The organism is Candidatus Methanomethylophilus sp. 1R26 (assembly GCF_001481295.1).
Taxonomy (GTDB): Archaea; Thermoplasmatota; Thermoplasmata; order Methanomassiliicoccales; family Methanomethylophilaceae; genus Methanomethylophilus.
In genome coordinates, this window is record NZ_LOPS01000048.1 from 20,536 (window position 1) to 46,830 (window position 26,295).

General features: G+C 57.1%; 29 protein-coding genes. 16 read left to right on the plus strand and 13 right to left on the minus strand.

Annotation, left to right across the window (positions count from 1 at the left end; genetic code table 11):
- Positions 1 to 12 precede the first annotated feature (12 nt).
- The 7 genes from AUQ37_RS08260 to AUQ37_RS08290 form a co-directional block, all read right to left on the minus strand.
- Positions 13 to 1,272, minus strand: a complete 1,260-nt coding sequence (locus tag AUQ37_RS08260; RefSeq protein ID WP_058748186.1) for a glycosyltransferase 87 family protein — start codon at positions 1,270 to 1,272, stop codon at positions 13 to 15.
- Between the two features lie 86 nt (positions 1,273 to 1,358).
- A complete protein-coding gene (locus AUQ37_RS08265; protein ID WP_162262215.1) occupies positions 1,359 to 1,682 on the minus strand; it encodes a hypothetical protein in 324 nt (107 codons plus the stop codon).
- Positions 1,607 to 2,821, minus strand: coding sequence for a lipopolysaccharide biosynthesis protein (locus tag AUQ37_RS12655; RefSeq protein WP_235585047.1), 1,215 nt, complete (start codon positions 2,819 to 2,821; stop codon positions 1,607 to 1,609). Before AUQ37_RS12655 ends, AUQ37_RS08265 begins: the two co-directional genes overlap by 76 nt.
- On the minus strand, positions 2,703 to 3,992 hold the full coding sequence (locus tag AUQ37_RS08275; RefSeq protein WP_058748189.1) for a glycosyltransferase family 4 protein: 1,290 nt from the start codon (positions 3,990 to 3,992) through the stop codon (positions 2,703 to 2,705). The genes AUQ37_RS12655 and AUQ37_RS08275 overlap by 119 nt, the downstream gene beginning before the upstream one ends.
- Positions 3,920 to 4,510 carry a glycosyltransferase gene (locus AUQ37_RS08280; protein ID WP_058748190.1) on the minus strand — a complete coding sequence of 197 codons (591 nt, stop codon included), beginning with the start codon at positions 4,508 to 4,510 and terminating at the stop codon, positions 3,920 to 3,922. Before AUQ37_RS08280 ends, AUQ37_RS08275 begins: the two co-directional genes overlap by 73 nt.
- A gap of 5 nt (positions 4,511 to 4,515) precedes the next feature.
- A complete protein-coding gene (locus tag AUQ37_RS08285) occupies positions 4,516 to 4,914 on the minus strand; it encodes a hypothetical protein (protein ID WP_157844376.1) in 399 nt (132 codons plus the stop codon).
- A gap of 49 nt (positions 4,915 to 4,963) precedes the next feature.
- Positions 4,964 to 6,148 carry a nucleotide sugar dehydrogenase gene (locus AUQ37_RS08290; RefSeq protein ID WP_058748192.1) on the minus strand — a complete coding sequence of 395 codons (1,185 nt, stop codon included), beginning with the start codon at positions 6,146 to 6,148 and terminating at the stop codon, positions 4,964 to 4,966.
- Positions 6,149 to 6,335: 187 nt separating this feature from the next.
- On the opposite strand from AUQ37_RS08290, the gene AUQ37_RS08295 reads away from it, so the two are divergent.
- The 3 genes from AUQ37_RS08295 to AUQ37_RS08305 all read left to right on the plus strand — a co-directional run bounded on the left by AUQ37_RS08295 (position 6,336) and on the right by AUQ37_RS08305 (position 8,731).
- Entirely contained in the window at positions 6,336 to 7,358 is a 1,023-nt protein-coding gene (locus tag AUQ37_RS08295) for a hypothetical protein (protein ID WP_058748193.1), read from the plus strand.
- Between the two features lie 342 nt (positions 7,359 to 7,700).
- On the plus strand, positions 7,701 to 7,910 hold the full coding sequence (locus tag AUQ37_RS08300) for a hypothetical protein (RefSeq protein ID WP_058748194.1): 210 nt from the start codon (positions 7,701 to 7,703) through the stop codon (positions 7,908 to 7,910).
- The gene (locus AUQ37_RS08305) at positions 7,901 to 8,731 is read left to right on the plus strand and encodes a glycosyltransferase 87 family protein (RefSeq protein ID WP_058748195.1); all 831 of its coding nucleotides are present in this window, start codon (positions 7,901 to 7,903) and stop codon (positions 8,729 to 8,731) included. The genes AUQ37_RS08300 and AUQ37_RS08305 overlap by 10 nt, the downstream gene beginning before the upstream one ends.
- Before the next feature lie 231 nt (positions 8,732 to 8,962).
- On the opposite strand, the gene AUQ37_RS08310 is transcribed toward AUQ37_RS08305, so the two are convergent.
- The 6 genes from AUQ37_RS08310 to AUQ37_RS08335 all read right to left on the minus strand — a co-directional run bounded on the left by AUQ37_RS08310 (position 8,963) and on the right by AUQ37_RS08335 (position 13,514).
- A complete protein-coding gene (locus AUQ37_RS08310) occupies positions 8,963 to 9,526 on the minus strand; it encodes an RloB family protein (protein ID WP_058748196.1) in 564 nt (187 codons plus the stop codon).
- 3 nt (positions 9,527 to 9,529) lie between these two features.
- Complete coding sequence (locus AUQ37_RS08315; RefSeq protein WP_058748197.1) at positions 9,530 to 9,979, minus strand: ATP/GTP-binding protein; 450 nt, start codon at positions 9,977 to 9,979, stop codon at positions 9,530 to 9,532.
- 192 nt (positions 9,980 to 10,171) lie between these two features.
- Positions 10,172 to 10,684 (minus strand): ATP/GTP-binding protein, encoded by a 513-nt coding sequence (locus AUQ37_RS08320; RefSeq protein WP_058748198.1) that lies wholly within the window; start codon positions 10,682 to 10,684, stop codon positions 10,172 to 10,174.
- Positions 10,685 to 10,959: 275 nt separating this feature from the next.
- The gene (locus AUQ37_RS08325) at positions 10,960 to 12,114 is read right to left on the minus strand and encodes a hypothetical protein (protein ID WP_058748199.1); all 1,155 of its coding nucleotides are present in this window, start codon (positions 12,112 to 12,114) and stop codon (positions 10,960 to 10,962) included.
- Positions 12,098 to 12,679 carry a hypothetical protein gene (locus tag AUQ37_RS08330; protein ID WP_058748200.1) on the minus strand — a complete coding sequence of 194 codons (582 nt, stop codon included), beginning with the start codon at positions 12,677 to 12,679 and terminating at the stop codon, positions 12,098 to 12,100. The genes AUQ37_RS08325 and AUQ37_RS08330 overlap by 17 nt, the downstream gene beginning before the upstream one ends.
- The gene (locus AUQ37_RS08335) at positions 12,639 to 13,514 is read right to left on the minus strand and encodes a hypothetical protein (protein ID WP_157844378.1); all 876 of its coding nucleotides are present in this window, start codon (positions 13,512 to 13,514) and stop codon (positions 12,639 to 12,641) included. The genes AUQ37_RS08330 and AUQ37_RS08335 overlap by 41 nt, the downstream gene beginning before the upstream one ends.
- A gap of 296 nt (positions 13,515 to 13,810) precedes the next feature.
- On the opposite strand from AUQ37_RS08335, the gene rpl7ae reads away from it, so the two are divergent.
- From rpl7ae to AUQ37_RS08400, 13 genes are all read left to right on the plus strand, one after another.
- The gene (gene rpl7ae, locus AUQ37_RS08340) at positions 13,811 to 14,176 is read left to right on the plus strand and encodes a 50S ribosomal protein L7Ae (RefSeq protein ID WP_058748202.1); all 366 of its coding nucleotides are present in this window, start codon (positions 13,811 to 13,813) and stop codon (positions 14,174 to 14,176) included.
- Positions 14,177 to 14,189: 13 nt separating this feature from the next.
- Positions 14,190 to 14,405 (plus strand): 30S ribosomal protein S28e, encoded by a 216-nt coding sequence (locus AUQ37_RS08345; RefSeq protein WP_058748203.1) that lies wholly within the window; start codon positions 14,190 to 14,192, stop codon positions 14,403 to 14,405.
- A gap of 5 nt (positions 14,406 to 14,410) precedes the next feature.
- Positions 14,411 to 14,647 carry a 50S ribosomal protein L24e gene (locus AUQ37_RS08350; RefSeq protein WP_058748204.1) on the plus strand — a complete coding sequence of 79 codons (237 nt, stop codon included), beginning with the start codon at positions 14,411 to 14,413 and terminating at the stop codon, positions 14,645 to 14,647.
- Between the two features lie 12 nt (positions 14,648 to 14,659).
- Entirely contained in the window at positions 14,660 to 15,109 is a 450-nt protein-coding gene (gene ndk / locus AUQ37_RS08355; protein WP_058748237.1) for a nucleoside-diphosphate kinase, read from the plus strand.
- Positions 15,110 to 15,379: 270 nt separating this feature from the next.
- On the plus strand, positions 15,380 to 16,966 hold the full coding sequence (gene infB / locus AUQ37_RS08360; RefSeq protein WP_235585043.1) for a translation initiation factor IF-2: 1,587 nt from the start codon (positions 15,380 to 15,382) through the stop codon (positions 16,964 to 16,966).
- Between the two features lie 200 nt (positions 16,967 to 17,166).
- A complete protein-coding gene (locus AUQ37_RS08365; RefSeq protein ID WP_058748205.1) occupies positions 17,167 to 17,565 on the plus strand; it encodes a 30S ribosomal protein S6e in 399 nt (132 codons plus the stop codon).
- Positions 17,562 to 18,803 (plus strand): translation initiation factor IF-2 subunit gamma, encoded by a 1,242-nt coding sequence (locus tag AUQ37_RS08370; protein WP_058748206.1) that lies wholly within the window; start codon positions 17,562 to 17,564, stop codon positions 18,801 to 18,803. The genes AUQ37_RS08365 and AUQ37_RS08370 overlap by 4 nt, the downstream gene beginning before the upstream one ends.
- Before the next feature lie 4 nt (positions 18,804 to 18,807).
- A complete protein-coding gene (locus AUQ37_RS08375; RefSeq protein ID WP_157844379.1) occupies positions 18,808 to 19,164 on the plus strand; it encodes a PIN domain-containing protein in 357 nt (118 codons plus the stop codon).
- Between the two features lie 247 nt (positions 19,165 to 19,411).
- A complete protein-coding gene (locus tag AUQ37_RS08380; protein WP_058748207.1) occupies positions 19,412 to 20,677 on the plus strand; it encodes an ATP-binding protein in 1,266 nt (421 codons plus the stop codon).
- Positions 20,678 to 21,122: 445 nt separating this feature from the next.
- Complete coding sequence (locus tag AUQ37_RS08385; RefSeq protein WP_157844380.1) at positions 21,123 to 21,620, plus strand: hypothetical protein; 498 nt, start codon at positions 21,123 to 21,125, stop codon at positions 21,618 to 21,620.
- Positions 21,607 to 22,194, plus strand: coding sequence for a DUF4443 domain-containing protein (locus tag AUQ37_RS08390; protein WP_157844381.1), 588 nt, complete (start codon positions 21,607 to 21,609; stop codon positions 22,192 to 22,194). The genes AUQ37_RS08385 and AUQ37_RS08390 overlap by 14 nt, the downstream gene beginning before the upstream one ends.
- Before the next feature lie 210 nt (positions 22,195 to 22,404).
- Entirely contained in the window at positions 22,405 to 23,481 is a 1,077-nt protein-coding gene (locus tag AUQ37_RS08395) for a hypothetical protein (RefSeq protein WP_157844382.1), read from the plus strand.
- Between the two features lie 230 nt (positions 23,482 to 23,711).
- Complete coding sequence (locus tag AUQ37_RS08400; protein WP_058748211.1) at positions 23,712 to 26,270, plus strand: leucine-rich repeat domain-containing protein; 2,559 nt, start codon at positions 23,712 to 23,714, stop codon at positions 26,268 to 26,270.
- Positions 26,271 to 26,295 lie beyond the last annotated feature (25 nt).

The following is a 26,295-nucleotide window of genomic DNA, read 5'->3' on the forward strand; positions in this document are numbered from 1 at the left end:
GAAGACCCAGACTCAGGCTTTTCTCTGTTTAACTGTGCATCCGCGGCCGCCGCATCTCCCTATCCTTTCCCTATCGAACAGGCTCTTCGACGCCGTAACCGCGATGGCGGCAAGGCAGATATCGCGCAGAAGGAGCACAGCATAGTTTCCGTCTGCCAGGAATGCTATGGAAAGCCATACCATCAAGACCGAGGAGACGGCGATCATGCGGAATCCGCGGCCGTCTGAAAGGGCCGCGCACAGAGGGATCAATGCGAAGAGCCAGAGTATGAAGGAAGTGCTGAAGACGTTGAATATCAGCAGAAGGACGACGGTCAGGAGAAGCACGCTCGGGCATAGGTCCTCCGCGGCGGAGCGGGCATCGCTCGGACGGCCGCTCCGGACGATGGCGTATGCAACAGCGGCCAGAGCGATGCACATCACGCATGCCGTGACGTAAGGCCATACGCCTGACAGCCCGTCTATCAGCGGAGATACGACGTTCAGTGTGGAATTCGCATATTCGAAGTGCGCCGCAGGGCCTCCGAGCGCATCTGCGATCATGGCGATGAGCGCCACGGTGCTCTCCTTGTGGAATCCGCGACTCATGTTGGAATTGAGGAAGGAGAACACTGCGCTCATGTCGCATCCCGCAAGAGCCAGCGCGCCGACTGCGACGGAGGTCGCGGCGGCGAACAGCACTGTGCAGCCCAGCACGGGCTTTCTGCATTCCCTGTTCTTCACGGCGTATATCAGGAAGACTGCGACCAGGAGTATCGGAGCGATCTTCGTCAGCGCCCCTATGAATGCAATCGCCGTAGCGGAGAAGTAATGCTTCTCGAGGAACAGCATCAGGGACAGCGCGGTCAGGAGGCATACCGCGATATCGAACCTCCATATGCCGCGGGAGAAGAACATCGCCGATATGATGAGGTAAAGGATCACCGGGGCCGTCCTTCCGATGCCGCAGTTACGCAGGGTCCTGATCAGCACCAGTCCGGTCAGGAAGAAGAATACGGTCGTCATCGCGGCGAATGCGACGCAGTACCCGCTGAAATCAGAGGAGAGCAGGTACGGGACGGAGAGGATCAGCATCGATACGGGCGGATAGCCGGGATTGAAGTCCAGGTACGGGACCTGGCCGTCATCCATGAGCCGGACGTACATGTAGTAATCGCGTACGTCGACTGTGGGATGCTTGGACAGGAATCCGAATGCTGCGAAGAGCACCAGGAAGACGACGGCGCTGATGCAGATGAGATATCTGTCCTCGATCCTCCGCAGTTGGGGCATCGGGGGCATGTTCACATTGAAGATATTAAAGGATAATGCAGAAGGCGCTCACGTTCCGGACATCTCAGCCCGCGGCCTCCGTGCCGTCAGCTGAACCTCTTGAAGATGCTGGAGAACGCCCTCGGCATCATCATGGAAGCGGCCCTGCGCTCCTCCGGGGTGATGGCGCGGAACATGCACGGGACGTATACTGCGAACAGCAGGAGGAAGACGATGATGATAGGGATCCATTCCCCCGGGACCTCCACCAGGGCCTCCAGCCCGTAGAACAGCAGGATGCACGCGCCCATCACCAGATATCCCAAGGCTATCGGGCGTATGAGAGCGAAGCGCCCTATGCCGGTGAAATCCTCGATGTAGAGCACGTTGGCGATGAGATATCCCAGCGTGCAGATCGTGTATGCCCACATGACCCCGCCGTCCCCCTCGTCCGTGAACTGCAGCACGCGCATGCGCCGGCAACGTTCAGGAGGCCGAAGACCAGGGTGATCTTGGCCAGGGCGTTCACCTTAAGGTACAGCGTCGACAGGCTGTTCACCACGGATGCCGCGCAGAACATGACGTCGCAGAGCAGCGCGACCCTCAGCATGCCGCTCAGGTACGTGTAGCCGGAACCGACCCATGCAGTCAGGATCTCCGCGGAGAATGTGAAGACGAAGGCGATGGGCATGGCGAACAGCAGAGCCACGAACTTGACGCCCGTCCTCATGATCTTGTACATGTCCCCGTAGTCCTCCGCGGAATAGCATTTGTAGAGGAGGGGCTCGACCGACGTCGTGACCGAGTAGCATGCGGTATGTATCATCGATACGAGCGACGAGACTATCGAGAACCCTCCGCCTGCTTCCGAACCCAGGTAGAGGTTGATCACCACCAGGGACGCCTGGATGTACAGGAGGTTGCCGACCTTGTAGACGATCGCCCAGGCGCCCAGCACGCCCATCTCGCGGAAGAGGGTGCCGTCGTACCCGCGGCGGCGCAGCTCCATCTGCGGGTAGACATGCTTGGCCAGGACATACTTCATGGCGATCAGCACCGCCGACGATATCAGGTAGGCGAGCCCGACATAGACGAGCGACGGGGTCCCGAAGGAGAACATGGCGACTATGAGCCCCACCTGGATGACCGTGTAGGTCAGCCTCGAAAGGTATTCCAGATATGTGTTGTTGAACGCGGTGAACACGCACATCAGCGAGGACGACATCGTGACGATGAGCGATGACAGCAGGACCAGCAGGAAGAGGATCTGGACGTCGCCCGATGCGTTCCCGTCGACGTTGAACACGTAGGGGGACGCGTACGATACGATGATGACAACGGGCAGCAGCATCAGGCATGCGCGCACGACGCCGAAAAACGCCGTGCTGAGGGTCTTCGAGGCCTCCTCGTCCTTCTGGATCGCGATAGTGGAGTATCTGGCACATGCAGATTCAAGCGAGTCCGCGAGTATCATGACGTACGACGTCATGGTGGTGGCCAGCGGTATGATCCCATATGTTGCCATCCCGAGTTCGTCGAGGTAGTACGGGACGAGCATGATGCCGATCAGGGCCATCACGACCGTCCGGATTATGTTGGTGACCGCATTGAGCGATGTCCTCTGCCAGAATGTGCGATCGGTCTCCACCATGCGCCCCCTCCCTCCTGCGGCCTCGCCTGAGGCCCTCGATATAATCCGATACGGCCTTCGCGGGAGAGGGCCCGGACGAATACTCCGCCGCTTTAGCCCTCTGCGCCTCCCTCATGGCGGAATACTGCTCCGGGCCCATGCGGGCGGCCCTCTCCATCACTGCCGCAAGCGCGTCCGCATCTCCCGCATCGAATAAGAACCCGTTGACGCCGTCCTCGACGATGGACGAGAAGAACGGGATGTCGGAGCATATGACCGGAAGCGAATACGACATCGCCGTGAGCGCCGGCCCGGACTGGGTGGCGTCGCGGTACGGGAGGACCAGGAAATCCGCCGAGGCGTACAGTTCCGCGGCCTCCCCGTCGGAGATGAACCCCCTGCGGCATATGAAGCGGCGGTCGTCCCCGATCATCTCATCGTACTTTTCCCAGTCTCCCTTGCCGGCGATGATGAAGTCCGCATCCGCGTCCGTCTTCTCGGCGGCCTCTATGAAGAGGTCGAGCCTCTTGTAGTCCCTGATGAACCCGAAGAAAAGGAAACGCGGCACTCCCCTCCCCTCCTTCCTCTCCGCAGCCCCGAAGGTCTTGAGGGGCATCCTGACGGCTGTGGCGTCCATGTCCGGGTGCGATCTGCCGAACGCCTTCTTCTGAAGCTCGGAGAAGAAGAGGAAGTGCCGGAACTTCCGGTATATCAGCCGTTCCGCGAGGCTCCTCCTGCCCCCGTTGTGCTGCTCGTAGTTGTGCACGGCGATCACGGTGCGGTCCGCATCCAGCAGGAGGCAGCTGAAGACAAGGTAGAACGGGGACCCGCCCATGACGAAGACGGTGGCATCGGTGTTGTCCGAGACGCGTGCCAGGTTCCTGCAGTATTTCCACGTACTGAACAGGATCCGCGGGTCGTAGTAATGGTACCTTTCGTTCCGGACGTTCAGCTCTGCGGCCGAGTATGCCTCTTTGACGGGATATTTCAGGCTGCCGGTGCCGTTCTCCACCGATATGCGTACGGTGTTCAGGGCGGTCAGCTCCGGGAGCAGCGTCCTGTCGGTGTCCCACCAGGGGTCCCTTGTGATGTAGTGTATGCTCTTCGCCATGTGCACCGTCGGTTCTTCAGGTTCTCGATCTTCTCGTGTCTTTCCTTCTTCCCGGCGATCTCCGAGAGCAGGGCGTCCAGCCAGGTGACGAGCGACCGGTCTTTGACATAAGGCGGGAAATGCAGGTTCCTGGCCTCGGCAATCTTCTCAGGAAGCTGGTCCAGCGATTCCATGACCACCGCCCTTCCCATGCCGGCGACCTTCCTGGCCACGTACTCCTGCTGGTCGGGCCCGCCGCTCCTGCCGACTATCGCGGACCGGGGGAACACCACCATGGGGATGTTGCGGTTGATGCCGTTGAGGATCGATCCCACGCCGGCATGGGTTATCAGCAGGTCCGTCCTGTCGAACAGTTCCTGCATCTCCGCGTCCTTCTTGTAAGGGAAACATTCAGTGTTCTTCCCGACGAAGGTGCTGTGCCCGATCTGCTGGCACACCGGTTCCCCCAGATGGGGCGCCAGGTCGTCGACCGCCCGGAAGAGGGGGTCGAAGTCGTAGTCGTTCATCCCGATCGTCACGAGGATCAGAAGACTCCCCCCTTGTACTCCGCGCCGATCTCCTCTGCGAGCTCCTCCCACTTCACCAGGAAGCGGTCGCTGAACCTGCGCACGAACGCTCCTGTGCCTGATATCTTGCAGACATCGGCCGCGGACTCGATGTAGATCGTGTATGTGCGGAGGATCTTCTTGCAATAAGGGAACAGGAAGATGTCGGTCATCCCCATCCCGGTGCTTATCAGCACGTCCGGGCGGTCGAACGTCAGCTTCACGACGGCCTTGCCGAGGGACCACAGGAACTTCAGCCGGCTTATCCAGGGCGGGAATATGCGGATCAGCGGCTCGTCCATCCCCTTTATGCGCTCGCTCTCGTACGTGATTATCTCGTAATCGTGCTTCCCCCAGGCATCGCGCAGCTCGAACATCTGCTGCATGTGCCCTCCCCAGCTGCAAAGCAGAGCGACTTTCACAGTATCAGTCCCTGTTGAAGATGTCCCTGCAGAACACCTTGTCCCTGTACGGGGCGATCTGAGGGTCCATGCGGTTGGCGAGTATGATGTCGGACTCCGAGGCGAACCTTCCGAGGTCCGGCTCCACCCTGAGGCCGCCGTAGTCCCCCTTCAGGGTCGGTTCGAAGATGATGATCCTGTATCCGCCGTCCTTCAGTCTCCTGATGATGTCGAAGATCGACGACTCCCTGAAGTTGTCGGACCCGGACTTCATGATGAGGCGGTAGACCCCGACGGCGGCTCCCTTGGCCAGCCTCTTTTCTATCTCCTCTGCGATGAAGCTCTTCCTGACGTTGTTGCTCTCGACGACGGCGTGGATGAGGCTGTTCGGGACGTCGCGGTATTCGGAGAGGAGCTGCTTGGTGTCCTTCGGGAGGCAGTAGCCGCCGTATCCGAATGACGGGTTGTTGTAGAAGTCCCCGATCCTGGGGTCCATGCAAACCCCTTTGATTATGGCCTTGGAGCTCAGGCCGTGCATCTCCGCGAAGGTGTCCAGTTCGTTGAAGAACGCCACTCTCATGGCAAGATAGGTGTTGGAGAACAGCTTCACGGACTCGGCCTCCGTGGACCCCATGACGCCCGTCGGGACATCGGAGTCCACGGCGCAGTCTGCGAGCAGGCCGGCGAACTCCCTGCCGGACCTGTCGAGCTCGGGGTCCGGCCCCGGCACGCCCACGATGATCCTAGAGGGGTGCAGGTTGTCGTGGAGCGCCTTCCCCTCCCTGAGGAATTCCGGCGAGAAGATGATGTCCTTCGCTCCGGTCCTCCTGCAGAGGTCCTCTGTGAATCCGATCGGCACGGTGGATTTGATGACGATCGTTGCGTTCGGGCAGGTCCCGCGGATCTCCGCGACCGCGCCCTCGACCGATGACGTGTCGAACTTCCCGGTGTCCGGGTCGTAGTTCGTGGGCGTCGCCACGATCACGAAGCGCGAACCGGAGGTCTCCCCGATGTCGGTGGTGGCCTTCAGCCTGAGGCTGCCGGAGCTCAGGAACCCTTGGATGTCCGCGTCGGCGATAGGGGACCTTCCCGAATTGATCAGGTCGACCTTCTCCTTCACTATGTCAACGGCAACAACTTCGTGCCTGCGCGATATGAGGACGGCAAGGGACAGGCCGACGTATCCAGTTCCCACCACGGATACTTTCATCGGAGTGAGTCTAGGGTTTGCCATTTATAATAATTTGGGCACGATGAACGCGGCCGGTCACCGGGACGGCAGGCAGTGCCAGATGCCGGACGTTATGTCAATTCCCCCACGCAGCTCGGCCTGAGGGCGGCCTCGGCTGCTGTTCGGGAACCCTATATATGCGTCGGGGCATACATCAACGGATTCCGTGACGCTGAAGCTCAAGAAGGACTATGTGGCGATACTGGCGGTCATCGCCGTCGCCGCTGTCATCGCAGGGGAGTACTGCACGTACGATCATGACATCTCCAGAGGATCCGCGGTCGCCTGGGGGTCCGGCTCGGCGTCTTACACGGTGACATCCGACGGTTCCGATGCGTTCGATGCCGTCATGGTGGATAACGGGGAGACAGCGCCCGTGGACACCCTCTACATCTACAGGGACAGCACCTACGACGACTACTACGACGATGCATGCAGCATGTCCCAGGGCCTGAAGCCGTACAGCATCGACCAGGACTATGACACGGACCAGTTCGGGAAGTATCTGGCGTACCGCGGGTTCGGCAATGTCGAATTCATCGGGGAGGAGGGTCTTCTCGCGATAACCGAAGATACCGCGAATGCTTCGGGGATCGGCATACTGGTCATGTCCTATGCGCTGCCGGGAAGCGTCTACGGAGCGTCGGACAAGCTGCTGGACTGGGTGCATGCGGGCGGGTCCCTGTATTGGTGGGGCTCCGAGATCGGCAGGTTCTATGTGGCGTCCGACGGCCTTCATGAAGCCAACGGTCAGATGCTGTTCTTCGGCACGGAAGGGGCCGTGAACGTCTCCGAGGACGATCTGACGGCCGATGGGAAGGTCTCCGGCTTCACGGACGCGCTGTCGCTCAAGAACTCGCATCTGGGATTCGCATTGGACATCAGCAGCATGAGCGGCATCCAGCTGGGATTCTCCAAAGGAGCATATGCCAGCGTTTCGATGGTATCCTGCGGCGGCGGGCAGGTCATCGTGTTTTCCGGGGACTTCTCGAAGGACACCTTCGACGATCCGGCGCAGGTCATCGCATCGCATCTGACATGCAGCTCGAAGCTCGTGGACTACGATGAGGGGAAGGTGGTCCGCGGGAATGTCAGCGGCACTTTCGAATTCGTGCCGTCGTCCCATATGGGAGTGTACATCTACATGGGCGGAACATACCAATACTACGGGGCGTGGCACTCTGGCTGAATACGGCGCGGCCGTCCGCAGCGCCTGGAGGGCCGTCTGCGGGCGTCTCGACGGGATAAAGCATCCTATTCTGGCGATCTTCCTGGCAGGACTCGTCGCAAGGCTCCTGATCATGTCCCTTGCGATGGTGTACGATTCCAACTACTGGGCGATAGTGATCAGGAACATCACGCCGGCGGCGGGCTCTATGATTATCAGGGATACTATTACACCCCGGTCTGGGGGTACATCCTGGGCCTTGCCAATGCGTTCCAGAACCTATTCCTGGGTCTGGGGGAGTCCGCGGTAAGGGTCGAGGACATCTTCTATTTCGAGGACAGCGAGCACCAGACCACGGCCACGGTGACGTATCTGGCGTTCAACTACCTCACCAAAGTCCCGCTGCTCATCGCGGACACCGTGCTGGCATATCTTGCGTATGTGCTCACCAGGGACTTCACGCACGACAGCAGGAAGGCCGCAACGGCGTTCGCCCTCGTATATCTCTGCCCTGTGATAATCGGGTCGTCGGCCGTGATCGGGATGCCGGACTCCATCTCCGCATGTTCATGATGATGTCCGTCATCCTCGTGATGAGAGGGCGCAACTTCCTGGGAGGCGCCTGCTTCTCCATGGCGGCGCTGACGAAGTTCTTCCCTGTGTTCCTGCTGTTCCCTCTCGTCGCTTATGTCCTCAGCAGGAGGAAGGGCGATCTGAAGACAGGCGCCGCGGATGTGGCGATGGCCGCCGCAGGGGTTGCAGCCGTCGCGCTGATAATATTCGCGCCCCAGATCATCGACGGCAACATCGCCGATGCGTTCCGTTTCATCAGCGACCGCACCGGGTCATCATCGGGCAGCGGCTCATCATCCGTCCTGAGCTTCGTCATCGGCCGTTCGCGCATCATAGTGTACCTGCTGGTGATTGCCGCCTCTGCGCTGGTGGCTCGCGCGATCTACAGGGCCGACGCGAAGGATCTGGACACGGCGCTCCTCAGGGGCAGCATGATCACCATGGCGCTGACCATGGCCTATCCGCCTGCGACCCAGTACATATGCGTCGTCGTGCCGCTCCTGGCAGTCTATGCAGTGTCCATCAACCGCGATTACATGCTGTCGTGGAAGCTGCTTGCAGTAGGTGCGACGGTGGTGATGACAGTGTCCCTCAGCACCCATCTGCTCCCGATAGCGGTGAGCACGGGCTGGATAGAGGTCTCATCGCTCGCCCATTTCTTCGATGTATGGAATGCCGGCGGCACCTGGTCGGTATGGAACGTGCAGTTCGTGATCGGGAGCATATTCCAGTACTTCGGCTCGTTCTCGATCCTGCTGTTCGCATACTACGGCAGGTTCAGGAGATATCTCGCGGAGCGCAGGGGTGCGGACCCTGCCTGAAGAGGTGCGATACAGTTCCGTCCCGATTCCCTTTCCGGTTAAGACTGATGAGCGCAAACGATGCCTCAGGCCATGCAGGCAAATGCAGTAACCGCGGGGTTTCATGCGGCCGGCATTGTATTTATTGGATATAGCCAGTGATTGGGGCTCTGAATACGGAAAGTGTATCCGAAGAAAATCTATCTTATGCCTCTGAAGACGTGGCGAAGGGATATCACTTTATTCGTGCTATCAGCGCCCGTATCCTTTGACGGCATCAAACAACTCGAAAATATTGGATCCGTTCTCTGCTTCCTGAAAACGGACAGCGGTATCGCAGCCCCTCAGGGCCTTCTCTGCCGCACTACGCTTTTTGAGAAGGAGGTCCCAGTAATCTCCTGTCTTTGAATAGTCCGGTATGAACTTCTCCAGGGCCGACTGTGTGTCCGCCGGATTTCTCAGCAGCGACAGATCATATCCGAAATGAGCTAGGAACACCGTTTCGAAGCATGGCTTGGAGACGATGAGGCTGATGCCGCGCCTGATTGCCTGTGCAGAGACCCTTTCTAACTCCTCTTGGGGATTATAATCTGTGTCGAAAACGCAGAATGCTCTGTCTCCCCTCTTGATATCGATACCACGGTTTTTGATTTGGGTGGCAGTATATCTAAGGAGTTTCCGGGGGTTTGCCTCAGGTGACTTCATCACCGTAAGGGAACACCCCATGTTTCTTTCGCGAAGATGGTTAAGGAATGTCTTCTCAGTGTATCCTTCTGTAACTACAAGTACGACCGGGACCTGCGGATAGCTGCGCATTTCTCACTCCATCAGCCTTTCGGGGGCTATGAAAGGCTTTGCTCCGAAACTGCCGTTGAGATAGGCCTTCCGAATATCCGTGTTGTTTCTTACCTTATAGTCAGACAGTCTCCGCAGGTCGCTTGCGCCGGTACTCCAGTCTCTGACGGTGAACCATATCTGGTCCCTTCTGACGATGCTCTGATCGAGAAGGCCCACTTCATGGGTGTTGAATATCAGCTGGGCACCGTGCCTGTTCTCAGCCGGATCCAGGAAGAGGTTCACTATCCATTGGCAGACGTCGGTGTGGAAGCTCATGTCAATCTCATCGATGACAAGGGTCCAACCGTTGATGAGGGCGCTCACGACCGGGCCTATGACGCTCATGAAGCGGACGGTTCCCGATGATTCCGAAGATATGGGGAACACAACGGTCTTGCCGTTTACCGAATGCTTCACTCTCAGGTCCTGCACAGCGAGGAAAGGGAGTTCCGAACCATCCTGGGGGAGCTTGAGACTTTTTCTTGTTGCTGTCGAACACGTCTGTGATTTCGAAATCGGCGATCTTGAACGCCTTCAGGACGAGTTTCCTGAATCTCTCATCTTTGGACATGGAGTCCGTGAGGATATCCAGGGACAATGCCTGGTCGTAGCCGCACATTATCATCAGGCGGAGGATATCCAGTTGTAAAGCTCTGCGCAGACCTCGTCGTTGAACTGTGCCGATACCGAGAGGAACAATACTTTTTCCTTGACCCTCCTGGCATTGCCCTCCCTGAACCTTTTGTCGCTTCCGAAGGAGAAATCCTGACCTGCTCTTTCGAATACCTTCGTCTTCCTGCCGTTGGGGTAATAGAAGAGGGACTCCTCGGTAATCCTCTCGATATTGTATGAGAATGAGTAGGCGTATCTCACTCCTTTGATAACCGCTACAGTTTCGAAGCCGGTGGGCCTGTTCGCACAGTCAGGATCCAAGGCGAACGGGGTATAGTTGAGCCTTGAATTGTCCATGTGGGAGGGAGAGAGCATGACGAAATTCCTGAACATGGCCATCGCCTGGAACAGCGTAGTCTTCCCGGAGGCGTTCGCCCCGTAGACCGAGGCGGTTCTGAGGATTCCGCGCTTCATTCCCGCGTCCATGACGTTATCAATGAGCTTCCTGTCGGCGGTCGCGGTCATGTCAAGGGTTGCCGTGTCTTTGAAAAGCTTGAAGTTAGTAACACTGAAGCTAATCAACATAATCATCTAATCGATATTTTAGTCCTTAAATTTACCGTATACCTGCAAATTTTAAATTTAAATTATTTGATTTGCGTAATTATAACTGATTTTGGATGTTCGATGGGCCCCAGGCTCCCGAGTATTTCGATCAGGTCTGCAGATTCAATGCTGGCTGTCGCAGAGGAACTGTGCGTACATGAATGGTATGAGGCGCTGCTTCGCTGCAGCGCCTTTTAGCATCCCAATCGCGGCTCCTTGACCTCATCGGGCATGCTCTTGGCGATGAATTCCCTAATCTCGTCGGTATCGTTCTTCCTGATCGCCTCAGACGTTTCGGCCAAAGCGGCGTTGGTCTTCTCGAAGTTGTATCTTCTCAGGTACTGGTATACCGAGGGGTTCTTCATAGGGTCATCGTCCAGAACGATGCCGTACCTGTCTTCGATCCACTCGCAGAAAGGCGCGCGGTCGTCTTTTCTGTTGAGCCTGAGGTACTTTATCCTGCTCTCGTCGAAAAGGCGCCCCATATTGCTCCAGCCCAGCTCTACTCTTACGGAATGAGGCCTCGAATGCGTGGGCCCGACGGCATTGAACATGTAATTGACCATATACATGTCCCAGGCATCCGATATTCCTGCGATGTCCTCTGCTGTGCGTGCGGCTTTCCTGTAAGGCCTGACGTTGACGGCATACAGGAAAGTATCATCGATCCCTCCCTCTTTGAAGTGTTTGATGATGGTTCCGGCAGTAGCGCCCGGTTTGTCCATGCGCCCGTTGTTATAATCAACGGCCACGAACCTTGGGTCCTCTCCCTTCCTTTCATAAATTCCGAACAGGTCGTCGATGCGTCTTCTTGAGTAATAATGGGGGACGCCCATTGCCGCATCGGCGTTGGCCGTCCAGGAATCCTTCAGTTCAAGCATCTTCTCCGTGAATGAATTGTAGCGGCTGGGCATGATCTTGCGGTCGGCGGTTCCCTCGAATTCAAGGATCGGCATGATGAAGATGTCATTGCGGCTCCATGTGAGCAGCGAGCAGAGATAATCGTAATCGGCCTTCTCCATCTCGGAACCATACGGCATACGGAGTTTGATCACGAGAGCATTGACCATCCCCCTGTCCAGGAATCTGGAGCGCTGCATGATGTACCTGTCTTGGGCGTACCTGTCGTCATCCAGTTCCCTGAGCTTGTCCAGGGTCAGGTCGATGTAGCATTCGTTCAGTATCTTCTCGCCTGTGTGCCCGAGGGTCTTCGTGTCTGTTGTCCGTTCGGTGCATTTGCAGAGCCGGTCCACTTCTTTGAACCCGTTCACTCTCAGAGTCGAGAGCTTGATCGATGATCCGCCGTCAGTATCGGCGAAACGGCTCTTTATCTCACATTTCCCTATCATGCGCGTCGCCTCCTGTCAGTTCTGCGCCCCTGCGGATATCGTCTGCGAACTCGTCTCTGCTCCAATCATCCAGTTTTCTGCCGTTCAGCACCGCGTTCCTGTTCGTGCGTGCGACCGCTTCGGCGATCACTGATTCTTTGGCCAATGCCGGCCAGAACCTGTAAGTCAGGCCTATGAGGTGGCGGTCGTCTACGCTCTTCAGGCATCTGACGATATTCTTCATCCTCTGACTCCTCTCTCCGTCATTCTCTTCCAGCAATCTCAGCAGTTTCCTGCCGTACGGAGTAAGTTCGTATCTCATCTCATGTTCCGAGGCTATCCCGTCCTCTACCATGTTCTCAGCGGATCCATCGAGGTCGTCCGAATAACCGCCGAGGAAGTACGCCCCGTCGGAAGGGGGGTTGCCTTCTCCGTAGACCATATCGTAGATCAACGAAAGCTTCTGGAGGCGGGGTTTCATGATTCCGTTGCTGTATCCGATGACAAGCAGCGCCGTTTTATCGGAATCAGAAAGGTCGCCATAATCATCCTCCAGGAAATCTTCGTCGCTGTACTCTTCCGCCATCGCTGTTGCCGTCCTCGATCCTGATCACGATTCTGTCAGTATCATCATATGTTTCTGAGAAGTCGATCCGGTATGCATCCGCCGAATGCCTGCCGCAGAAGTAGTTGTGATATGCCAGAGCCCATACATCCTTGTCCCTGATGCTGTCCCATTCATGCCCTTTGATGTTGAGGCCCAGGTCCTCGCTGACATGCTTCTTCAATGCGCTGGCATGATCCGCTATCATCCCGCCGTTCTCGTATGGGCTGTCTTCTGCATAGGGCGCAGGGGAATCGCTCGTCTCCTGCAGTTTAGTGTATGTGAGGTAGTTGATAAAGAAAATATTCTCGTTCCTTACAACGAGACCGCCGGCATCGATCTTATCTGCGACCGGACCGTCAACAATTATGCGCGGATATACCGCTATTTCGGACTCCAGTTCATGGGCGCGCAGGAGTGCCTTCCCTGTCACGAAATCATCGTATGCCCCATCCTCGCTCCAATACATCTTTCCTTCAGTTATTCCGCCGCGGAGGAGCAGGCCGTATTTGCAGATGGCATTATACTGAAGTCCGGCCATTCCCTGCACTATCCTCTTGGCTGTATTCGGCGAATTGTCTTCAGAATAGATGATGAAATTGTCCGAGAATGCTTTGAGGGATATATCTTCTGAATCTTCGAACAATGACACAGCATCTGCCATCAGATTGTGTAGCATCTCAGCGTAATGCCTTTCAGCATCGGTTTTCGGGTCTTTGCCGGCATTTTTGATGTAATTGCGAGAACCCAGAACATCGGCCATCGCTATCGTCGCGTTTTTGAATACGCTCATGCCCCCTGCTTTTCTTTCAGCCATCGGATGCACTTAGCCTTCTGAGTTTTCAATGCCGCTGATTGCATGCAGGTGTAACCGGCGGGAGTCTTTCCCTGACCGACGGTGCAGGAGTTCTGCCAACGTTGCTTGAATCCCGCAGTTGCCGGTTTCCTCGCTGTTATCTGGGAGAGCATCCCGATCCGGCCCTGTCGAAGAGCCGCTGAGCGCATCCTTCTCCACGCATCCTTTTTTATAGGACTGCCCTATAGTCAAGTTGCTCTAATCGAGCCGATGAATAATGAAGGCGCTGTTTGAGCGCCCGAAAGAGGTAGTTTGAAATGGCAGTTTACGTCAAATTCGAGACCCCCAAGGAAGTTTCCGACAAAGCCTACGCCCTCGCCGAAGTCGCCCGCGACTCCGGAAAGGTGAAGAAAGGGACCAACGAGGTCACCAAGGTCGTGGAGCGCGGAGAGGCCGCCATCGTCATCATGGCAGCCGATGTCGAGCCCCCGGAGATCCTCGCCCACATGCCCGCCCTCTGCGACGAGAAGAACGTCCCCTACGTGTACGTTCCCTCCAAAGAGGAGCTCGGGAAGGCCATCGGACTCTCCAAGCCCACCGCCTCCGTCGCCATCGTCGACGCCGGCAACGGGAAGACCCAGGTCGACGAGATCGCTGCGGCCGTGAAGGACCTCAGGCAGTAAGCGGGGGATCCGAATGGTCGACACAGACAGCATCCCGTCCGAGGTGGTCAAGATCATCGGCCGCACCGGGATGACCGGAGAGGCCACGCAGGTCCAGGTCCGCGTCCTCGACGGACGCGACAAAGGCCGCGTTATCGTCAGGAACATCATGGGCCCCGTCAGGATGGGCGACATCCTCATGCTCAGGGAGACCTCGAGAGAGGCCAAGAAACTCGGAATGGGCAGGTGATTTCGATGGTAGAAGAGAAGAAATGCTCGTTCTGCGGGAAAGTCATCGAGCCCGGCACGGGCAAGATGTTCGTCAGGAAGGACGGAACCGTCCTCTACTTCGACTCCAGCAAGTGCTACAAGAACATGATCCAGATGAAGAGGGTCGCCAGGACCACCCGCTGGACCGCCAAAGCGCACGACGAGAAGGACAGCCGTCTCAAGAACGCCGCCGCCAAGGCCGCCGCCGACAAGAAGGAGTGAAGCCCCATGGCAATCGAGAGGACCTACACCATGATCAAGCCCGACGGGGTCCAGCGCGGCCTCGTCGGCGAGATCGTGTCCCGCTTCGAGAAGAAAGGCCTCAAGCTCGTCGCGGCCAAGCTCATGACGATCCCCAAGGAGACCGCCGAGAAGCACTACGCCGAGCACAAGGACAAGCCCTTCTTCCCCTCCCTGATCGCCTACATCACCTCCGGACCTGTCTTCGCGATGGTCTGGGAGGGCGAGAACGCGGTCAAGGTGTGCAGGAACCTCATGGGCAAGACCAACCCTCAGGAGTCCGCTCCCGGGACCATCCGCGGCGACTACTGCATGGTCACCGGCGTCAACATCATCCACGGCAGCGACTCCCCCGAGTCCGCCGCCAGGGAGATCGGCATCTTCTTCAGGCCCGAGGAACTCGTGGACTACAAGAGGGACGCCGACAAGTGGATCTACGAGTGAGGCCTGTCCCCGCTCCCGGGGCCGCAAGGCCCCTTCCCAAACCCTTTCCTTTCACTATTATCCCTAGACGGGCCCTGCTCGAGACGGTCCGGCCGGGAGGCATCATATGACGACGATCAGGCAGCCTGTTGTTAGCGTTCTGGGACATGTCGACCATGGTAAGACCAAGCTCCTCGACAAGATCCGCGGGACCGCGGTCGGGGACCGCGAGGCGGGCGCATCACCCAGCATATCGGCGCCACCGAGGTTCCCATCGAGCGCATCTACGAGATGTGCGGCCCCATCATCGGCGCCAAGAGGTTCACGGTGCCGGGCCTGCTGTTCATCGACACCCCCGGCCACCAGGCGTTCACCTCGCTCCGCGCCAGGGGAGGATCTCTCGCCGACATCGCGGTGCTGGTCATCGACATCCGCGAAGGCCTGATGCCCCAGACCATCGAGTCCATCCGCATCCTCAGGCAGTACAAGACCCCGTTCGTCATCGTCCTGAACAAGATCGATACGATCGAGGGCTGGAACTCCGTCGAGGACCGGCCGTTCGTCCTCGCCGAGAAGGAGCAGTCGGACCACACCCGCCAGGTCTTCGAGGAGCACATGTACAACGTCATATCCCAGCTCTCCGAGAACGGCGTCTTCGCCGACAGGTACGACAGGATCGAGGATTTCACCAAGGCCGTCGCCCTCATCCCGGTGTCCGCCAAGACCGGCGAGGGGATACCCGACCTCATGCTGATGCTCATCGGCCTGGCACAGCGCTTCCTGGAGTCCAGGCTAGCCAACGAGGAGGGCCCCGGCAAGGGGACCATCCTCGAGGTCAAGGAGGTCAAGGGCCTGGGACAGACCCTCGACATGATCCTCTACTCCGGGACCCTCAAGACCGGCGCCACCGTCGCCATCGGGACCCGGGGCGCCCCCCTGGTCACCCGCGTCAAGGCCATCCTCAAGCCCAAGCCCCTCGACGAGATCCGCGACCCCCGCGACCGCTTCGACAGCGTCAAGGAGCTCCACGCGGCCGCCGGCGTGAAGATCGCCGTCCAGGACGCCGAGGGGGTCATCGCCGGCGCCCCCATCCGCGTCGTGAAGAACGCCAAGGACCCGGCCGTCTCCGAGATCAAGGAGGAGACCTCCATCAAGATCGAGACCGAGGACCGCGGCATAACCATCAAGGCCGACGCCATCGGCTCGCTGGAGGCTCTGGCCTATGAGGCGAAGGCCGCCGGCATACCCATCAGGAAGTACGGCATCGGCGAGATCACCCGCAGGGACGTCCTGGAGAGCTCTTACGGCAACGATACGCACCATGTCATCCTGGGGTTCAACGTCCCCGTGTCCAAGGACGCGGAGGCCGAGATAGCCACCCACAGCATCAAGGTGATGACGAACGAGATCGTCTACGCCCTCATCGACGATTACAAGCTCTGGCTCGAGGAGTCCTCCAAGCAGAGCGACAGCGACAAGAGGCTGGCATACACCTTCCCGGCGAAGATCGCCATCCTCCCCGACCACGTGTTCCGCGTGAGCAAGCCCGCCGTCGTCGGCGTGCGCGTGCTCGCCGGCCGCATCCGCGTGGGGGAGGGGCTCATCGACACCGACGGCAGGGCCTGCGGGGAGATCAAGAGCGTCCGCGCCGACGACGGGACCGTCCTCAAAGAGGCCGTTCAGGGCGATGAGGTGTCCGTCGCCATCGACGGCGTCACCGTCGGCCGCCAGGTGAACGAGGGCAGCGTCCTCTACACCGACATGATCGAGTCCGGCTTCAAAGAGGTGCAGAAATCCGACCTCACCGACGACGAGAAGCTCGCCCTCAGCGACATCGCGGCCATCAAGCGCCGCGCCGAGCCCTTCTGGGGCATGTGAGCCCCCTGCCTGCTCGGAATTCTCCGTACCATCCGGGCCTGCCGCGCATAGGCCGCGTCAGGTCTGTTTTTAAGATACGGGTATGAAACTGCGGTTCTGAATTTAAGATACAAGTAAGAAACCGCGGCCTTCCCCCTGCTTCCCTTTAAGAAATATTTATAATCCAAGCACCGATGGGTCGTTCACACAAAGGTGTTCAAATGGCTGAATTCAAAGTCGTTCTCAACGATGTGAAGACCGGCAAATCCTACAACGTTGCCGTGTCGGGAAACTACGCGAACTCCCTTGATGGCAAGAACATCGGGGAAGTCGTCGACGGTATCTTCGTGGGCCTCCCCGGATACAAAGTGAAGATCACCGGAGGTTCCGACAAGACCGGGACCCCCATGAGGGCAGACCTGCCCGGCAAGAAGAGGACCATGCTCCTCCTCGCCGACGGCAAGGGGTTCCACGAGAAGTACCCTGGGCAGAGGAAGCGCGTCGCCGCCCGCGGCTCCGCCATTTCCTCTGAGATCGTGCAGATCAACATGATCATCGCCGAGTACGGACCCAAGCCCGTCGAGGAGCTTCTCGCGCCCAGCGAGAAGAAGGAAGAATGAAGGTCCCCAAGCAGCCCGAGATCAACATCGGGATGATCGGCCACGTCGACCACGGGAAGACGACCCTTACCAAGGCGCTTTCCGGCGAGTGGACCGACCGCCATTCCGAGGAGATCAAGAGGGGCATCTCCATCCGCCTCGGCTATGCCGATGTCGCGTTCTACAAGTGCCCGAACTGCCGGGGAGCGGCCGCGTACAGCACCAAGAAGAAGTGCCCTGTGTGCGGCGCGGACACTGAGTTCCTGAGGGCGGTCTCCTTCGTGGACGCCCCGGGGCACGAGACCCTGATGGCCACCATGCTCTCGGGCGCCGCCCTGATGGACGGGGCTCTGCTCCTGGTCGCTGCCAACGAGCACTGCCCCCAGCCCCAGACCAGGGAGCACCTCATGGCGCTCTCGATCATCGGCATCGACAAGATCGTCATCGTCCAGAACAAGATCGACATCGTCACCCGCGAGCAGGCGATGCAGAACTACAGGGAGATCAAGGAGTTCGTCAAAGGCACCGTCGCCGAGAACGCCCCCATCGTCCCCGTGTCCGCCAACCGCGGCGTGAACATCGACCTCCTGATCGAGGCCATCGAGAAGACCATCGTCTCGAAGGTGAAGAGGGACCCCGATGCGGACCCTATCATGTACGTCGCGAGGTCGTTCGACATCAACTCCCCCGGCACCGTGCCCGAGGACATCAAGGGCGGCGTCATCGGCGGCACCCTCGTCCAGGGGAAGCTGAAGATCGGCGATGAGATCGAGATCGTCCCCGGCAGGCGCGTCGTCGCTCCCGACAAGAAGGTCACCTACGAGAAGATCATCGCGAAGATCGTCTCCCTCGAGGCCGGCGAGAGGGCGGTCAAGTCCGTCGTCCCCGGAGGCCTCATCGCCCTCGGGACCGAGCTCGACCCGTCCATCACCAAATCGGACGGCCTCACCGGTAAGGTCATCGGGTTCCCCGGCAAGACCCCCAAGGTGGTCAGCTCCTTCACGATGAAGATCACCCTGATGGACCGCGTCGTCGGCGCCGCCGACGAGCTCAACGTCGACGAGATCAAGAGCAGCGAGCCGCTGATGCTGAGCGTCGGCATCGCCACCACCGTCGGCGTCGTCAGGAGCGCCCGCAAGGGCGAGGCCGACGTCGTCCTCAAACTCCCCGTCTGCATCCTGCCGGGCCAGAGGGTCGCCATCTCAAGGAGGATCTCTAACAAGTGGCGCCTCATCGGCTACGGCGTGATCGAACAGTGAGCCGATGCAGACCGTAGTGCTGGACACCAATGCCCTGCTGATGCCGTTCGAGATCGGCATCAACCTCGATGCCGAGGTGTCCGGCCTCCTCGGGGACGTCCGTTTCGTCGTCCCCGGGCCTTTGGTGGGCGAGCTCAAGCACCTCGACAGCAAGTGGGCGAAGGCGGCCCTGGCGCTGGCGAGGTCCAGGGAGATCGTGCCCTCGGAGGCGCACGGGGACGATTCCGTCCTCGAGGTCGCCCAGAGGGAGCATGCCTACATCCTCACCAACGACAAGGAGCTCCGGCGCAGGGCCCGCAAACTCTGCATCCCCCTGATCTATCTCAGGTCCGGGACCCATCTCGTGCTCGAGACCTACTGAACCGGCCAGGGTTTTTCATCTTCTTTCTCTGTTCCTCGGTTCCGGCCATCGTGCTTTCGCTTCCATTCTGAACTTTGCTTGACCCAGGATTCATGGGCATGCGCATCCACCGCAACGTTACCGCAGAATTTACCGCAAATTACCGTACTGAAACAGCGCAAATCTCCGTACTGAGATACCGCAAAGTTACCGCAGAAATTGCCACAAATTACCGTAATTAATATACTGGCAATGCGTTGAATCATCCATGTCCGAAAAGTATCTCCGCAGGGCCATCGATGAACGTTTCGAAAGCCAGCTGAATGCTTTCGGAGCCGTCTGCCTCAGAGGGCCGAAATGGTGCGGCAAAACCACCACCGCATCCAGGTATGCGAAGAGCAGGATCATGATGCAGGGCAAGGATGCCAAGGCCTATCTGAGGGCAGCAGATACCGATCTCTCCCTGATTCTCGATGGACCGACCCCCCGGCTGATCGATGAATGGCAAGAGTATCCGCAGATATGGGATTCAGTGCGTTACGAAGTGGACGAACGGAATGGCGCAGGCCAGTTCATACTCACCGGATCGAGCGTCCCCAAGGAGGGATCCACGAAGCACAGCGGAGCCGGCAGGATCGGGTTCCTGGACATGTACCCGATGAGCCTCTTCGAATCGGGGGAATCCAACGGGACGGTCTCCCTCAGGGACCTGTTCTCAGGGACGGCCGATCTCAGAGGAGCGACCGCCGATCTCACGGTCAGGAAACTGGCGGAATGCATCTGCCGCGGAGGATGGCCTGCCAATCTCGGCCTCGGTCAGGAGATATGCAGAGACAGGATGGCAGGCTACCTGGAAGCGATCTTCGAAGGGGAGGATTTCAGTATCGAGAGGTACGGCAAGGACGTGCAGTTGGCCAAGAGCATCGTCAGGTCGTATTCCAGGAACATCTGCACCATGGCCTCTCTTCAGACTATATACAAAGACGTTCAGAATGTCGATATCTCCCTGTCTGAGGACAAGTTCTATGCGTACATCACGGCCCTGAGGAACACTTACCTGATATCCGACGTTCCTGCCTGGAATCCGGCGATCAGATCGAAATCGGCCATCAGGACATCGGAAAAGAGGAACCTGGTGGACCCGTCGATCGCAGCATATTATCTAGGCATAACGTCGGACAACTTCGTCGAGGATTTCAACACGTTCGGGTTCCTCTTCGAGAGCATGTGCATACGCGACCTCAGGGTATATTCGTCCGCTCTCAGGGGGGACATCGATTATTATCATGACCGGTACGGTCTCGAAGCAGATGCCGTGATACATCTGGACGACGGGCGCTACGCTCTCGCAGAGGTGAAGCTCGGCAGCAGGGAGATCGACGAGGGTGCCATGCACCTGTGCAGGATTGAGAGCCTTGTCAAAGAGAAAGGTCTGAAGCTTCCGAGCTTCAAGATGGTGCTGACCGGCGGCAATCAGGCGTACATGCGCTCGGACGGCGTCGCGGTGGTCCCCATAGGCTGCCTCCGCGACTGATGACGGCCCCGTACCTTTCTGCGAGGTCTGCAGAGCGGCCATTCAGGGACATAGGGAACTGTTTCCTGCCGTATCCTGCATTTTCTACGATTCGTGCATCAATTACAGCAAGATGCTCAGGTCCGGCACCTTCTCGCTGAATGCACCGGCTCCGGAGCCTGTAGATCCCCATCTCTCCGAGATTTACGATCACATCGAGATGCAGGGTCTCGATGGTCGTTTTCAGATCTGCAGGTGTCATTCACGAGTTCTGAATCCTCTGCGGGCCCGAGTCTAAACACGAGTCCTTTCGCATCCATCAAATCCTTCGATAATGAGGCGCTTTGCAGCCACATCATCAGTCCGATACGAGTGCATGAAAGAAAGATAAATATCAAGTGGAGTCATATTGGATTATATGTCCAACTAGGATGCCCCCATCTCTAAGGAGCCCTTTCTCCGTTCCGTGATGGATGCGGATGGCATCTGCTCATGCCCTTACTGCGGCAGGCGCTTCAATGCCGCTTCCGCTCCGGAGCTGTGCGTTTGCCTCCGCTGCGGGCACGAATGGGAGAGCCGTGGACCGGAGCCGAAGAAATGCCCCAAATGCGGCTCTTACTCTTGGAACGTCCCGGCGGAGAGGTGCAAATGCCGCGTCTGCGGATATGAATGGGAGCCCCGCAGGCCGGGAGGCCCGGTGAAATGCCCTAAATGCAAATCGGAACGGTGGAAGATCGGGCCGCTCTCAGGGGTTCCGGCCGAGGACAGCGCAGTGAGCGATGAGATAGTGGACCGCTGGATCGAGAAACGCTATCTCAGAGGGGAGGGCTGCGTCGACATTGCATGCGAGACCGGGCGCCCCCTGTTCAAGGTGATGTCCGTCGTGCGCTCGCGCTTCGGGGAGGAAGTCTGGAGGTTCCGTTCGGACCCCGGCAGGAGGAACGGCTCGGATGCTGATCATTGAGACTGGGAGAAGGGGTCCTTCTGTCCGTTTCGATGATTCGGATGTCATTGGGCTCCTGAAGATGATCTGGGACGGCAGGTCCGTAAGCCGTTCGGAGGCGTGCGCAGCATTGGAGATAGGCGAGGGGAGCATGCGCAGGCTGGTCGATCTGATGAAAGGATACGGTCTCGTGGATGTCGGGAGGTTCGGGATTTCAATAAGGCCCGCCGGCCGGAACATGGTGGGTGCCATGGGGATCCGTTTCGCAGATGTGTCCGCTCCGGGCTGCGTCATCGGGGAATTCTCCTTCTCGCTGGTCGTCGCAGGTGCCGCAGGAAGGGTAGGCAGCGGGACCGCCCAGCGCGATGCGGGCATCCGCTCGGGAGGTTCGGGATGCACCACCTGGGTAATCCGCGGGGGAAAGCTCCTGATGGCCCCCGAATGGGACGTTGATGCGAACGATCCGCGGTCGGCCGCGGCCATCCGCGGTTCGGTGTCCCTGGCCGAGGGAGATGCTCTCGTCATAGGCGGAGGGCCGACGCTCAGGGATGCCCGTGCGGCGGCGGTAGGGGCCGCGCTGAGCCTTGTCGGATGATTTGTTGGATTATTATTCCAATACGTGTATGATGATCTGATACTATTCTCATGGTATCTGATGCTGAAGCACGATACGGTCTGGATTATCGTTCTGGTTTTGTAAAATCTGTTTGTCTGGCACATCTTAATGTGAAGTGTCCTGCGTGATGGTTCGAGCTGCGGGGTTTCTTGGTGTAGACTGTTGCGGAAAGAAACCAACCAAAAATGAGTGGATATAAAGATACACTGCAGGATTTTTGAATGTCGGCACAGGACTGACCTGTACGGACCGACCCGGAGGCAGGTTGCAACGGAGCGCTTGCACGGTGCTGTAAAGAGAAGGCACATGCGGCCGCAGACCGGAACCGTGTCCCGGACACAACAGACCAAAGGATATGAGAAAATGAAACAAAAATACATTATGATAGCCCTTGCTGTAGCACTTATGATGGCCGCGGCGCCTCTGGTCTATTCCGAAGGCGCTGACGACTCCTCTGCACTCACGGGCGACAATGTGCTCGACCTCACGAACGACAGCGCGATCGTTTACGTCGCGTCCGGGGACGGCCACTCCGCCACGTTCTCTGTGGATCTCTCCACTATCCCGAGCGGATATTCCGCAAGCAGCATCAGCTGGAAACTCAATGACCTCGACGACGGTACAACCCTCGTCTCTTTCAGCGACACCACCGACACTTACACCATGACTGGTGTCTCTTCCGTGACCGTTTACGGGAAGGCTGTCGGAACCCTCGAAATCGAAGCGTACATCAGCGGCACGAACTACTACGCGTCAGGCATCGTGGTGGTATTCAGCGCACCCACTGAAACTGCCAGCACGTTCTACTACTTCATCAAAATATACCCCGGAGTCTACTCCTACTTCAATAATGAAAACTTGCCCGCCGACGTAACGCAAGATGAGATTCAGGAAGGCTTCTGGGTCAGCGTTACTTACAACTCACAAGCCTTCGGCTCGAACGATTTCAATGCGCTGACTGCGTTCGAATATTTCTGCAGTCAAAATGATGGCTGGCAGTTCTCCGCAAGTTCCTACGGATGGATAGATACTTTCCTGGGGCTCGGCACTTATGAGGGAACCAATGGATCTTGGATTTACTGGGCACAGTACCATGCGACATCAGGTAACGATGCGGGGTGGGCCTTCAACAATACCACCATGGCATACATCACATCTGTCGAGTCGCAGTACATCGGCCTAATATTCTGGGAATCGCCGAGCAGCAGTGTCATGCCTGCCTTCCCTGGACTTCCGAACTCGGACACTCTGAAATTCGAGGTCTGATCAGGGCCGATAAAGGACGATTCAACAGTTGCGAATTGCCGGTTGATCCTGTAAACCATTTCCCCCCAAAGGGGGTGTTAACCGGGATGGGTAGGATTAGTGAGAGTTGTGAATATTGATGTTAAACTTGTGATTGTGGGTTTATTTATAACTGCTATCGTGGCCGCGGGATCTTTGATTTCTCCGGATTCTTCGGGGGACGTGTATGATGGAACTTATGAAACAGGGGGGTGAAATATGGGCTTCTGACCGGCGATACAAATGAGGCCATCGTTACCGGAGGAGACAAGTCGGTTGCAGACATCACCATCCCGGCGACAATAACTACTGATGATGGGAAAACATATTATGTGACTCATATCGAGGCTAAAGCTTTCAGAAATTATTCCTCCCTGAAATCTGTAGTCATCGAAAAGAACGATAAACTCACTATCGGTGCCAGCGCATTTGAAATATGCCGCAGTCTCACTTCTGCTGTTATTGGAGAGGGAATTCAGTCGACGGGAAACAACCTCTTCAGCAATTGCACCTCTCTCCAGCAGATTACCCTTCCATCTTCATTGACAACAATAGATGACAATGCATTTGCCTCCTGCACCTCTCTCCAGCAGATTACCCTCCCATCTTCATTGACAACAATCGGGAAGAACGCATTTTCGTCCAGTTCCCTGAAGGATGTCAATTTTGAGGATTGTACCGCTTTGAAAGGAATCGGTGCCTCCGGGTTCGCTGGTACGAAAATCATATCGTTAGTGCTCCCGGACAGCGTCGAAGCCGTTTATGATTGTGCATTTATGAATTGCAGCAGTCTGGCAAGCGTGGTTCTGGATGAAAATCTGAAAAGCATCGGAATCAGGGTCTTCGAAGGATGCAGTTTCACATCGATATGCGTCCCATCTAAAATCTCAGATCTTCACGACGGCGATGGGAAATCTACCTTTATCGGAATATGGCCGGCAGACATCAAAGTGATCACCGTTTCAGACAGCAATCCCAATTATCGCTCCGAAAACGGGGCCGTTTACAATTCTGCAGGTAACGTCATATTCTTCGACCGTTCGAAAACCGGAAGTTTCTCTGTTTCGGTCAACATCGAAGCATATGCATTCTCTTATACTTCGCTCGACAGCATCGAGGTTCTTGACGGTGCGCAGTATATCGGAAATTACGCGCTCAAATATTCAGGAATTAAAACTGTCAAAATAGCAGACTCCGTCACATCACTGGGCGAGGGCGTATTTGCATTTTGCAAAAATCTTGAAAAAGCCGTACTTCCGGCCAACATCACTGAATTGCCCAAATCATCATTCAATACTTGCAGCGCTATCTCAGATGTAACGCTCCCAGCAGGTATAGTTGCTATGGGTGATAATGCGTTTAGTTCCTGTATATCCCTCACCGCTCTGACTCTTCCGGAGAACCTTCAAACAATCGGTGACGCTTGCTTTAATAATACGGGCCTTACATCAATCAGTCTTCCCCCCCTTGTTGCCGACATCGGCAAGGGCGCATTCTCAAACACATCGATAAGGGAAATTTCTGTAGGGGATTATTCGACAGTTGTAAAACTGAACGTAGGGGTTTTCAAAGGCGAAAGTTTTGAATCGATAACCCTGAACAATGTCTCTGCAGACGAATCTGCTTTCGGAATGATTTCAACCGACTGCCCTAATGCAATCGTCTACACCGGCCCTGATTTCACGCTCTGGAACCAGTGCGGGCCTTTGGCAATAAGCAATGACGGAACGATCCTCTATTCATGTCTTCAGAGCGCGGTCGGCAAAATAGTGATCCCCTCATCGGTCACTCAGATCGGTTACAGCAAAAGTTCGATACCGTTCGATCGCTGCAGAAGCATCACTGACATCGCATTCGAGGACGCAGATGCGACCGTCACCATGGTCTCGAACAGTTTCTTCAATACTTATGCACATGCATCGCTGGTATCGGTCGAACTGCCCAATATTATCAACAAAGGCTCAGGGAACCTGTTCACCAACTGCGACATGCTAAAGTCGGTTACCTGGACGAGCATAGATGTACTGAAAGGTAAACCGTTCCTCAATTGCCCTGCTCTCGAGTATCTGGATCTCTCCGACACAAAAGTCACTGGCGCCTTGTTCGGTCACGCGGCCCTGCAGACTGTCATCACCAACGAGAATACGACGATAACGTCTGATTTTTCTGAATGCAGCAGTCTGAAGGAGATATCGATTTACGGAAACGTTACAAAGAACATGTTTAAAAATTGCATGTCCCTGGAAAAGGTATACCTCTACAATACCGAATCCATCGGCGATTATGCATTCCAAAACTGTGCATCTCTATCGTATATCGTCATGCCGGAAACCGTCAGTTCCATCGGGAAGAGCTCTTTCGACGGCTGCACTTCACTCAACATTGCGTTCCCGGCATCATTGGCAAAAGTTGGCAGTTCTGCCTTCGGCACGATATCTCTCCTCGATTCTGACGGAACCACTGCTATATCTGCGTCAGCCGATAACATCAAGGGCTGCGCGTTCGCGTCCGACGGGGAGAAGCTGATCAAAACCCATACCGTCAGATGCATTGCGGGAGGCAAAGCCTATCTGTGCGCATCGCCCCTCTCTGGCAATTTCTCTGTCCCGGCGATCTCGGTAACGGGAAACAGCATTGAATGCTGGTATACGGATGCAGAGTTATCGACAGCCTATGCTGCGGGGCCTGTCAGTTCCGATCTCACTATTTACGCCAAGACCTCAGCAGTGATGTACACCATCGATTTCGATTCGAATGCGGATCCGCGATAGAAAGCAAGACTGCGGCATATGGTTC